This window comes from Actinoplanes sp. NPDC051388, assembly GCF_055586225.1.
Map to the genome: position 1 here is coordinate 76400 of NZ_JBVJIP010000029.1, position 10850 is coordinate 87249.

General features: G+C 70.9%; 13 protein-coding genes. 6 read left to right on the forward strand and 7 right to left on the reverse strand.

The window, feature by feature from the left end; all coding sequences use genetic code 11:
* Positions 1–125 precede the first annotated feature (125 nt).
* The 3 genes from ACZ6TI_RS44870 to ACZ6TI_RS44880 all read right to left on the reverse strand — a co-directional run bounded on the left by ACZ6TI_RS44870 (position 126) and on the right by ACZ6TI_RS44880 (position 2847).
* Entirely contained in the window at positions 126–545 is a 420-nt protein-coding gene (locus ACZ6TI_RS44870) for a hypothetical protein (RefSeq protein ID WP_465351409.1), read from the reverse strand.
* A 650-nt stretch (positions 546–1195) separates the two neighbouring features.
* A complete protein-coding gene (locus ACZ6TI_RS44875) occupies positions 1196–1813 on the reverse strand; it encodes an SRPBCC family protein (RefSeq protein ID WP_465351410.1) in 618 nt (205 codons plus the stop codon).
* On the reverse strand, positions 1810–2847 hold the full coding sequence (locus ACZ6TI_RS44880; RefSeq protein WP_465351411.1) for an alcohol dehydrogenase catalytic domain-containing protein: 1038 nt from the start codon (positions 2845–2847) through the stop codon (positions 1810–1812). The genes ACZ6TI_RS44875 and ACZ6TI_RS44880 overlap by 4 nt, the downstream gene beginning before the upstream one ends.
* A gap of 141 nt (positions 2848–2988) precedes the next feature.
* Between ACZ6TI_RS44880 and ppdK the strand changes: the two genes are divergently transcribed.
* Together ppdK and ACZ6TI_RS44890 are read left to right on the forward strand one after the other, a co-directional pair.
* A complete protein-coding gene (ppdK, locus tag ACZ6TI_RS44885; RefSeq protein WP_465351412.1) occupies positions 2989–5658 on the forward strand; it encodes a pyruvate, phosphate dikinase in 2670 nt (889 codons plus the stop codon).
* An 11-nt stretch (positions 5659–5669) separates the two neighbouring features.
* On the forward strand, positions 5670–5987 hold the full coding sequence (locus ACZ6TI_RS44890) for a hypothetical protein (protein ID WP_465351413.1): 318 nt from the start codon (positions 5670–5672) through the stop codon (positions 5985–5987).
* A 16-nt stretch (positions 5988–6003) separates the two neighbouring features.
* On the opposite strand, the gene ACZ6TI_RS44895 is transcribed toward ACZ6TI_RS44890, so the two are convergent.
* Complete coding sequence (locus ACZ6TI_RS44895) at positions 6004–6177, reverse strand: hypothetical protein (protein WP_465351414.1); 174 nt, start codon at positions 6175–6177, stop codon at positions 6004–6006.
* A gap of 12 nt (positions 6178–6189) precedes the next feature.
* Complete coding sequence (locus ACZ6TI_RS44900) at positions 6190–6669, reverse strand: Crp/Fnr family transcriptional regulator (protein ID WP_465351415.1); 480 nt, start codon at positions 6667–6669, stop codon at positions 6190–6192.
* 269 nt (positions 6670–6938) lie between these two features.
* On the opposite strand from ACZ6TI_RS44900, the gene ACZ6TI_RS44905 reads away from it, so the two are divergent.
* From ACZ6TI_RS44905 to ACZ6TI_RS44920, 4 genes are all read left to right on the forward strand, one after another.
* Complete coding sequence (locus ACZ6TI_RS44905) at positions 6939–7523, forward strand: DoxX family protein (protein ID WP_465351416.1); 585 nt, start codon at positions 6939–6941, stop codon at positions 7521–7523.
* 239 nt (positions 7524–7762) lie between these two features.
* On the forward strand, positions 7763–8566 hold the full coding sequence (locus tag ACZ6TI_RS44910; protein ID WP_465351417.1) for a GAF domain-containing protein: 804 nt from the start codon (positions 7763–7765) through the stop codon (positions 8564–8566).
* Complete coding sequence (locus ACZ6TI_RS44915) at positions 8521–8979, forward strand: GAF domain-containing protein (protein ID WP_465351418.1); 459 nt, start codon at positions 8521–8523, stop codon at positions 8977–8979. Before ACZ6TI_RS44910 ends, ACZ6TI_RS44915 begins: the two co-directional genes overlap by 46 nt.
* Positions 8980–9011: 32 nt before the next feature.
* Positions 9012–9500, forward strand: a complete 489-nt coding sequence (locus ACZ6TI_RS44920; protein WP_465351419.1) for a universal stress protein — start codon at positions 9012–9014, stop codon at positions 9498–9500.
* Between the two features lie 13 nt (positions 9501–9513).
* Here ACZ6TI_RS44920 and ACZ6TI_RS44925 read toward each other — a convergent pair whose 3' ends face one another.
* Both ACZ6TI_RS44925 and ACZ6TI_RS44930 read right to left on the reverse strand, forming a co-directional pair.
* A complete protein-coding gene (locus ACZ6TI_RS44925; RefSeq protein WP_465351420.1) occupies positions 9514–10176 on the reverse strand; it encodes a hypothetical protein in 663 nt (220 codons plus the stop codon).
* Positions 10173–10658: a nitroreductase/quinone reductase family protein gene (locus ACZ6TI_RS44930; protein ID WP_465351421.1), complete on the reverse strand. Its 486-nt coding sequence runs from the start codon at positions 10656–10658 to the stop codon at positions 10173–10175. Before ACZ6TI_RS44930 ends, ACZ6TI_RS44925 begins: the two co-directional genes overlap by 4 nt.
* Positions 10659–10850 lie beyond the last annotated feature (192 nt).

Sequence of the window (10850 nt, forward strand, 5' to 3'; positions counted from 1 at the left end):
CTGGCGACACGCGGTCGGGACCAGCTGCAGCGCCGCGCGGCGGGCCAACGGCTGCGCCTTTCACGGCTGGTCGAGCCAGTCGCTGCTCTTCGGGGCCGGGTGCTTTTCACTGCTGGCCGGGTCAGTCACTGCTCTTCGGGGCCGGGTGCTTGTAGGTCTGCGGCGGCTCGCCCCGGTACGCCCACTGCGTGGCTCTTCCAAGCCGCCGCTCGGCCGAGCAGGTCGTGCGGCGGCTCCAGGCGCAACGCGGTGAGCAGGTCATGGCGGTGCAAATCGAATGCCGCCCGGATGTTCTCGCCGTACGCCCGCGCCTGCGGGAGCGCGGCCGCGTAACCCCCGGCGACGACAAGCACCGTGCTGGCGGCGAAGATCGCGGCCAGCACCCACTTGCCCGCTGCGAGCAGCAGGACGATGCTCGCGATCCCGCCGGCCAGCACGGCGACGGCGGAGTTCAGCAGGGCGGTGAGCGGCAGCCATACCTCGTCCGGTTGCTCGCGCAGGGCCCCCGACTCGCGGCTACGGCGGGTCGCGGCGTGCCGATCCATCCGCCGGCCGTGCAGGTTGCGCAGGATCGGTCCCTGCGCCCGGTCCTCGTTGGCGTCAGCGCACCAGCAGGTGCCGACCGCCGACGCCGAACCGATCAGTGACCGTGATGAGCACGCCCTGCTTGGCCAGCACCGCAACATGCCGGCTTGAGCCCTGAGCGCAACAACGCTCCCCGCCGGCCGCGTGCGGTCCCGGCTGCACGCAATTTGAACCCTGCAGTCGGACGACAAGGGGGGCAGTGATACTAGCCTCCGTCTTTCATTAAGCGGTGGTTGATCGTTTCGGCGGTTGCTGGATGAGGGATCGGTGCCGGCGTTGGTGGTAGGGCAGGCTGTGTCGCCCGGCCGTAGGCCGGGTTTCTCCGTGGTCCTGGTCGGGTGGGCGGTGGATTCTGTTGTCAGGTAACGGGTTCGGGTAGGGCGGTGAGGCGTTCGAAGGCTCGGATGAGGTCGTGGGTCCAGGCCGCCGCATCAGCGTGCCTAGCGGTCCGCGGCCGGCGTGTCCGGGCCGGCGCGCCAGATGACGGCTGGTGCCGGGCAGCAGCGGTACCGCCAGCACGGTGAGACCGAGCGCGCCGTATGCCATCTGCAGGGCCGTCCGGTATCCATGAGCTCCTTCCTCCTGACGAATGTCTCGGCCGGCCGGCCGGTCAGGCGGGTGCGGCGGACTCTGCGCGGTCGCGGATGCCGCACAGCATCTTGCGTTCCATCACCAGACTGCCCGGTTCCATGATCAGTCGATCTGCCAGCCGCCGGCCGATCGAGGAATCCCGGTCGGCGATCCGGTTCCGGCTGATCAGCCGTGTCACACCGTCCTGTTCGGTCAGCACGAAGATCCACACCCACTGGCCGTCCTCGGAGCGGAAGGCGAGCGTCCGCGGGGCATCGCAGATCTCCACACGCATGCCTGGCCCCTCCGTGCCCATCGGCAGGACGTCACCCACGGCCACGTCCTGGAACTGCGGGAGGATCTCGTCGGCCGAGTGCATGCCGAGCCCGAACAGGTTCTCGATCCAGTCATAGGTGTACGCGCCGGCCCGGCCGCTACCCATCTGCACCAGCCACGGCCAGATCCGTTCGGGCCGCGCGCGAACCGTGATCGCACGGGTGCTGAGCAGGTCCGGATCGGGAAGCAGTTCGTCACCGGGCAGGACCCGCTCGACCTCCGCGGCGGTGGCTCCCCAGGTCAGGTACCAGCGCCGCGCCCAGGGCGAGTACGCGGCCGCCACCACCGCGAGCCCGCCCGCGAACCACTTCGTCCGGCTCATCGCGAGAGCACGACCTTGAGCGCCCCGGTCTCGCCCGGCCGGGAGAACACGTCGTACGCGTCCATGATGTTCTCCAGCGCGAATCGGTGGGTCACCATGTGCCCGATGTCGAGTTGCCCGGCGACGAGCATGTCCAGCAGCTTCGGCGTCGAGTACGTGTCGACCAGCCCGGTGGTGATGGTGACGTTGCGGATCCACAGGTCCTCGAGATGCAGCGTGGCCGGCTTGCCGTGCACGCCGATGTTCGCCACCCGTCCGCCCGGCCGCACGAGCGCGGCGCACAGCTCGAAGGTGCCGGGGGTGCCGACCGCCTCCATGACGACGTCGGCGCCGAGCCCGCCGGTCAGTGACCGCACGGTCGCCAACGGGTCGGCGTCGGCTTTGACGGTGATGTCCGCACCGAACAACTTCGCCGCCTGCAGACGGCTCTCCGCCTTGTCGACCGCAATGATGTGCGCCGGCGAGAACAGCCGCGCGGTAAGGATGGCCGCGAGGCCGATGGGTCCCGTGCCGACCACCACGACGGTGTCGCCCGGGCGGACCTGCCCGTTGAGCACACCGACCTCGTACGAGGTGGGCAGGATGTCGGCCAGCAGCACCGCCGACTCGTTCGACACCTGCGACGGCAGTTTGTACGTCGAGAGATCGGCGAACGGGATCCGCGCATACTGCGACTGCACGCCATTGATCAGGTGACCGAGAATCCAGCCGCCGCCACCGAGGCACTGCCCGTAGCTGCCCTGACGGCAGTACCGGCAGATCCCGCACGCGGAGATGCACGACGCCAGCACCCGGTCGCCCTGAGCCAGTCCGGAGACTCCGCCGCCGACCTCGACGACGGTGCCGACCGCCTCGTGGCCGAGCACCCGCCCGGGCTCCACCGCGGGCACGTCCCCGCCGAGGATGTGCAGATCGGTCCCGCAGATGGTGACCGCGTCTACCTGGATGATCGCGTCCCGGGGATCCTCGATCCGCGGGTCCGGCAATTCGGTCCAGCTGCGCTCACCGGGACCGCCGAAGACGAGTCCTCTCATGATGCCTCCTCAACTTGTGCTTCTCCCTCGACGTTGCCTGACGCGTGGACCGGCGGGCAGGGTCGTCCGGCCCTACTGAGTGGGACCGGCCCGGCGGTACGACGGAGAGGACACGATCGGACGAGAGAGCGGACCGCCGAGATGACCAAGCACGTGTACGACTTCGTGGACGGCAACAAGGACCTCAAGGACCTGCTCGGCGGCAAGGGCGCGAACCTCGCCGAGATGACCCGCATGGGTCTCCCGGTGCCGCCCGGATTCACGATCACCACCGAGGCGTGCCGCGACTACCTGCGCACCGCTTCGGTGCCGGCCGGACTGTTCAGCGAGGTGGAGAAGCACCTGCAACGGATCCAGACCGTGCTGGACAAGCGGCTCGGCGATCCGCGCGACCCACTGCTGCTGTCGGTGCGATCGGGCGGCAAGTTCTCCATGCCCGGCATGATGGAGACGATCCTCGACATCGGGCTGAACGACATGAGCGTCCAAGGCCTGGCTCAGCAGAGCGGCGACGCGCGATTCGCCTGGGACTCCTATCGGCGGCTCATCCAGATGTTCGGCAAGACCGTCTTCGACGTGCCCGGGGACGAGTTCGAGGCGGCGCTCACCACGGCCCGCGCGGCGGCCGGCGTCGGCACGGACGCCGAGCTCGGCGCGGGCGACCTGCAGCACCTGGTGGAGGCGTACAAGAAGGTCTTCCACGCACACACCGGCCGGGACTTCCCGCAGGCGCCGCACGAGCAGCTGTTCCTGGCGATCACCTCGGTGTTCTCCTCGTGGAACGCCGAGCGGGCCGTGCTCTACCGGCGGCAGGAGCGGATTCCGCAGGACCTCGGCACCGCGGTCAACGTGATGGCGATGGTGTTCGGCAACCTCGGCCCGGGCTCCGGCACCGGCGTGGCGTTCACCCGCGACCCGGCCACCGGCCGGCGCGGCGTCTACGGCGACTACCTGGAGAACGCCCAGGGCGAGGACGTGGTGGCCGGCATCCGCAACACCGTCGGTCTGCACGAGCTCGAACGCATCGACTCGGCGAGCTACCACCAACTGATGTCGGTCATGAGCGGGCTGGAGGAGCGCTACCGAGACCTGTGCGACATCGAGTTCACCGTCGAGCGCGGGAAGCTCTGGATGCTGCAGACCCGGGTCGGCAAGCGCACCCCGGCCGCCGCCTTCGTGATCGCGGCTCAGCTGGTGGACGAGGGGTTCATCACGCTCGACGAGGCGCTGCAACGGGTCTCTGGCGAGCAACTCGCGCTGCTGATGTTCCCGCGCTTCGACTCCGCCGCGGCCCCCGCGCCGCTGACCACCGGTGTGCCGGCCTCGCCGGGCGCCGCGGTCGGCGCGATCGTCTTCGACTCGGCGCACGCCGCGGCCGCGGACGGCCCGGTGATCCTGGTGCGGCGCGAGACCAACCCCGACGACCTGCCCGGCATGATCGCCGCACAGGGCATCCTGACCAGCCGCGGAGGGAAGACCTCGCACGCCGCCGTGGTCGCCCGCGGCATGGGCAAGACCTGCGTCTGCGGCGCCGACGAACTGGTCATCGACCTGGACAATGGCGAGGCCACGATCGGCGGCACGGTCCTGCACGCGGGCGACATCGTCTCCCTCGACGGCACGACCGGCAACGTCTACGCCGGTGCCGTGCCGGTGCACGCGTCACCGGTGGTCCGCTACTTCGAAGGCGAACTCGCCGCGGAGGCCGACCCGCTGATCGCCGCGGTGCACCGGCTGATGGGTCACGCCGACGCGGTACGCCGGCTCGGCGTGCACGCCAACGCGGACACCGGCGCCGACGCGGCCCGGGCCCGGCGGTTCGGCGCCACCGGCGTCGGGCTGTGCCGCACCGAGCACATGTTCCTCGGCGAGCGGCGGACCCTCGTGGAGAGACTGATCCTGGCCGTCGATGACACCGAACGCGAGGCGGCGCTCGCCGACCTGCTGCCGCTGCAACGCGCCGACTTCGTCGAGCTTTTCACCGCGATGGACGGCCTGCCGGTCACCATCCGGCTGATCGACCCGCCCCTGCACGAATTCCTGCCACCGCTCGAGGAGCTCACCGCCACCATCGCCCGGGCCGAGGCGCTGGGTCTGGATCCGGGCCGCGACGGGCGGCTGCTGACGGCCGTACGCCGCATGCACGAAGCCAACCCGATGCTCGGGCTGCGCGGCGTACGGCTCGGCCTGGTCGTCCCCGGCCTGTTCGCCATGCAGGTGCGAGCCATCGCGGAGGCCGCGGCGATGCGGGTCGCCGCCGGCGGCGACCCGCGACCGGAGATCATGGTCCCGCTGGTCGCCACCGTCCAGGAACTCGAGACGGTACGCACCGAAGCCGAATCCGTGCTATCCAAGGTGGACGGCGCACCGCCGATCCGGATCGGCACCATGATCGAGGTGCCACGGGCCGCACTCACCGCCGGCGAGATCGCCCACGCGGCCGAGTTCTTCTCCTTCGGCACCAACGACCTCACCCAGATGACCTGGGGATTCTCCCGCGACGACGTGGAAGGCGCGTTCTTCAGCCAATACCTGGCCCTGGGCATATTCGCTACATCACCGTTCGAGACCATCGATCCGGCCGGCGTCGGCGAACTTGTCCGGATCGCGGTCGAACGTGGCCGCGCCGCCCGGCCCGACCTGACCGTCGGGGTCTGCGGCGAACACGGCGGCGACCCGGCGTCCGTCCGGTTCTTCCACGACGCGGGTCTCGACTACGTGTCGTGCTCGCCGTTCCGGGTGCCGATCGCCCGGCTCGAGGCCGGCCGTGCCGCCGGCACGGCCGGCGAGCCGACCGCCGACAGCCGCTGAAGGAGAGTGTCATGACAACCGTTGTCCAGGTACGCCAGGGCGAACGCCCGATCGGCGCCTACGTCGTCGACGAGCACTCGGTCGTCTACCGTCCCGCCGTCGACGTCACCCGTCTCGGCCTGGCCGCTCTGGCCGCCCTTGCCACCACGGCGGTCGCGGTCGCGGCCGCCGTGGCGGTGCGGCGCCGCCCGGCGATCGGCTCGGTGTCGATGGGCCCGGGCGGCTGGGTCAGCCTGAAGCGCACCGCCGGCCCTCCGCTGCGAGACGGCGCGCGCCGCCCCTGGTGGGCCCGCGTGCTGCGGGCGCACCGCCTGGTGGTCGAGCGGTGAGACCGGCGCCGACGGGTCACGTGTCTTTCAGAGCCTCGCCGAGGCTGCTGAGCAGCTCGGCGGGAGTGAACGGCTTGGTGATCAGAATGGTGCGCTGGGCGAGGGGTTCACCGGTGATGGAGGACAGCGAGATCTCGGCCGGGAACTCACTGCCGGCGGGAGAGCCAACGGGCGGTATCGCAGGACGCATCCCCGCGTCGCCTCACGATCGCGGATCGCCACCGCCGGTGGCCCGCCGGCACTCCTCCAGCCGGCGCCGCGCGCTCTGCAGCCGCAACCCCATCACCTCCAGGAAGCGCGTGGTCAACTCGAAGCCCAGTCCCGGGTCCCGCTGACACAACGCGCGCACCAGCGAGCCGTTGAACGCCAGAGTCTCGGTGGTGGCCACCGCGACCGCCCCGAAATGCCACCGGTACGGCGGGAACAGCCACGACCAGCCGAGCACGGAGCCGGCGCCCAGGGTTTCCAGCACGACGTTGGCGTGGCCGGTCAGCTCGCTGTCGACCGTCACCCGGCCATCGGTGATCAGCCAGAACTGCTCGGCCGGGTCGCCCGGCTCGAAGATGCGGTTGCCGGCGTGGAACATCGAGCGGGTGAACAGGGGTGCGAGCAACAGCAGTTGGTGCTCGGTCAGGCCGGTCAGCAACGGCTGAGCGGCGAGGATGTCGGTATCAGGAAACATGACCACTCCATCGATCGATCGGGCCGCACGTCACCGCCTGGGTCAGACCGCCGCCCGCGCATGATGTCACCTCACGGCTCGTCGGCCCGTTCAGCGTTTCGCGGACGACCGCCGCGAGTCAGGGTCGAAGGTCCCGATCTCCCGGGGCCGGCCGCGGCTCGGGAGACCTGTCGGGACTTTGGTCCCGGCCGGATCGGGCGTTGGGGCCCGGGTGTCCTCGATCGGATCGGCGCATCGTGAGGGTGTCGACATCGACATAGGAGGACACCATGACAACGACCAGCCGCAGGACCGCGGCGCGCCTCGAACTCACCGAGGCCCCCGGCTCGACGATCAGCCCCACGGCAGCCCGAGTGCTCGCCTTCTTCCGCATCTCCCTCGGATTCCTGTTCCTCTGGGCGTTCCTGGACAAGACCTTCGGCTGGGGTTTCGCGACCACCTCGGAGCGCGCGTGGATCAACGGCGGCTCCCCCACCAAGGGATTCCTGTCCTCAGTGGCGGTCGGCCCGTTCGAGGGGTTCTTCCACTCGATCGCCGGCGCATCGCTGACCAACTGGCTGTTCATGCTCGGCCTGCTCGGCATCGGCGTGGCGCTGATCGCCGGCATCGGCCTGCGGATCGCCGCGGGCGCCGCGACCCTGATGATGGCCATGATGTGGATCGCCGAATGGCCGCTCGCCCGGCAGACGAGCGCCGGTGAGCCGACCTCGTCGACCAACCCGATCACCGACTACCACTTCATGTACGCCGTCGGCGCCATCGTGCTGGCCGTCACCTACGCCGGCCGGACCTGGGGCCTGGGCCGCCGGTGGGCGGAACTGCCCTTCGTGCAGCGCCACCGTTGGCTGATCTGACGACGGGCCGATGCCCGCCAACCGGGCAGCGGCCGACAACAGAAGATTCCGGCGGCATCGATCCAGCCGCCCGACCGGGGCCTCAGCGGCGGTCGACCCGGTCGGGCGGCTTCGTGCTGAGGCATTGACCCGTCGCACCTGTGATGCCCCCGCCGCGGGGGTGTTCCGAACACCCGGACGATGCCATGCTGACGCTGTCGAGAGCGATCCGACGACGACATCGGCGGGTGGGATGCACGATGGCGGCAACGGCTGTGCCCGACCGGGATGACCCGGTCGGCGGCCTGGGTTTCGCACAGGCGGCCCGGCTCCAGTTCGACGAGATCCTCGAGCAACTGGTCAGCAGCGCCCGAGACGTGCAGGCGACCCAGGGCCGCCTGCGCGGGCTGCTCCGCGCCTATCTGGCGGTGGCTCGCGCCGACGATCTCGACGACGTGCTGCGGCACATCGTCGAGGCGGCCCGCGACCTGGTGGATGCCCGCTACGCCGCGCTCGGTGTCGTGTCCCAGGGGACGCTGACCCGATTCATCCACACCGGCATGGACGACGACCTGGTGCGCCTGGTGGGACGGCTTCCGGAAGGCAAGGGCATGCTCGGCCTGCTGGTCGACCACCCCGAGCCGGTGCGGCTCGCCAACATCGCCGAGCACGTCTCCTCCGTCGGTTTCCCCGAGCATCACCCGCCGATGCGGACGTTCCTCGGCGTGCCGATCCGGCTCGGCGACCGGGTCTACGGCAACCTCTACCTGACCGAGCAGAGCGACGGACTCGAGTTCACCGTCGACGACGAGGAACTCGTGCACGCTCTCGCGGCGGCGGCCGGTGTGGCGATCGAGAACGCCACCCTGCTCGCCGAGGGACGGCGCCGGCAGGCCTGGCAGAGCGCGCTCACGGAGGCGACGACCGAGCTGCTCACCGGCAATGACGCGCGGGTCGTGCTGGACCGTTTCGTACGGTCCGCGGCCGTGACCTGCTCACGGTCACCGAGGCGGACGCCGTGCCGTTCCGCCCCGATCCGCGCGCCGGGACGATGCGGCACCTGATGATCGCGCCGCTCAGCTCCGACGGGACGTTGACCGGGCTGTTGTTCGCCGCCCGTGGCACCGAGGACCATCCGTTCGACCAGCTGGATCACGAACTGATGACCGGCGTGGCGGCACAGGCCGCGCTGGTCCTGGAGCTGACTGCGGCTCGTGCGGACACCGAGCGGCTGCGGCTGCTGGAGGATCGCGAGGCCATCGGCGATGCGCTGCGCGGGCGGGCGATCCAGCGGCTGTTCCGGCACGGTCTCGAGCTGCAGAACGTCGCCAACCGCATCCCGCAGAACGCCGTCCGCGGCCGGTTGCAGGATCAGATCGACGACGTCGACAGCATCATCCGCGACATCCGCGACACCGTGCTGGCTGTGGGCGGCCACGACACAACGGACCCTGGAAGTCGGTACCTACGCACCTAGCACGGGACCGGCGAACGCCGTCTGCTGTGCGCATGGACTTCACCATCGGGGCGCACTGGGCGTCGTTGCCGATCGTCGCCGGCGTCGACGGCCGCGATCACGACCACGAGGTGGTGACCGCGGCGCTGCGGCAGGCCGCCGAGCACCACCTGCCGCTGCGGCTCCTCCACGTTCTCGAGCCAGGCCTGACGACGTTCACCCCGGCACGTGACGCGCAGGAGGCACAGCGGCGCGGCGCCGACCGGGAGCTCCGGCGGCGGTCGGCCCGGAGCGCGCTGGCCGACCGGCTGTCGGTGCTGCTCGACGGCGACGCCGGCCAGGACCGCATCCAGCTTCAGGTCGCCTTCGGCGATCCGGCCACCGCCCTGCTCGCGGCGGCCCGGCAGAGCCGGATGCTGGTGGTCGGCGCCCGCAGCGGGCCGCCGCGCACGCCGTTCCTGCTCGGCACGGTGAGCCAGGACGTGGTGGTGAACGCGGTCTGCCCGGTCGTGCTGGTTCCCTGGGCGCGGCGTGTCATGTGAACGCCCACCTTTCTCACCGAGACGCCGGTGGGCCGGCCGGATAGCGCCGCAGCAAACGGCGCAGGGCCTCGCCGGTGACCGCCGCGCTGACGGCGGCCATCAGCAGACCGCCCGCCACGCCGATGGCGATGGTCACCGGCATCGGTTGTCCCGGCCGCCACAGCGGCATCGTGAAGGCGAGGAACACCCCCAGTCCGGCGGTCCAGGCCAGGGCTGTGCTCAGGATCCAGCGCGCGGACCGCGGCACGACGGACCGCAGAACCGTCCACTGTGCTGTCCCGATGGACAGGAGCAACAGCGACCCGAGGAGCACCCCGGCACCAGCGAGCACGACCGGTCCGGCGGCCCGCACGGCGCCGGGGAAGGTGGCCGGGACCATGCCGATGGCGTACGCGAAGACCGCGGCGGACGCGGTCGCCGCGACCCACCGGAGTCCGGAAAGACCCGGCAGCGCCCTCCTGAGCACCACGGCCTGAGCCAGCCCGAGCAGTGTCCCCTCGACGAAGCCCGCCCCGAGGATCGCGGCCAGTGCGATGGGGACCGGCGCGTGCACGGTCAACGCCCCGGCGCACGCGGGCACCAGGAACCCGAGGGTCTCGCCCGCGGTGACGAAGACGAACCAGCGACGGAACAACCGGCCGCCGCGGAGTCGCTCGGTCGTTCCCGGGTGGCTCACTGCAGCGTCGCCGCCCGTCCTTCAGTGATCTGGAAGACCGGGTAGTCCGCCGCCACGCGTTCGAATTCGGCGAGTGGCGCGCCCCGGTCGACCGGGAAGTGCGCTCTCGCGCCGGGCGCCACGGCCAGATACGCCCGCAGGATCGGCGCCCGCTCGGCGACGTCGACCTCGATCAGGCGGATCGGCTCCCGCACCCCGTGCCGCAGCACTCCGGCACCGCCGGCCGCCCTGACGTTGGCCACCCAGTTCGCCCGCTCCCCGAGCATCGAGACCAGGTAGCGCGCGCCCCGGTGGTCCGCGACCACCACCGGGAACGTGACGGTCCGTCCGCTCCGGCGGCCGGTCACCTCCAGCGTCACCCAGTTGGACGGCGCGAGGGTCGACCCGAACTGCCAGGCGGACAGCCGGTTCATGGCCCGGGCGAGCCGGTTGGGACGGCCGGAGCGGTACATCCAGCGCCGCCACCTGGTCACGGCTTCCATCGCGGTCTCCTCTGGGGTCTGTTCGCCTGCCTTGACCGTAGGAGCCGGGACGCGAGCCGAGCAGGGCCGTTGGACCCGGGAAACGCGGGCGGCCACCGGCGGCATGACGATCCTTGGACACGGAATGGACGCGCCGAACTCATCGCCGCGGTGACGCCGGCGGGCCGCCGGCCAGGTCATCGAAGTCACGAA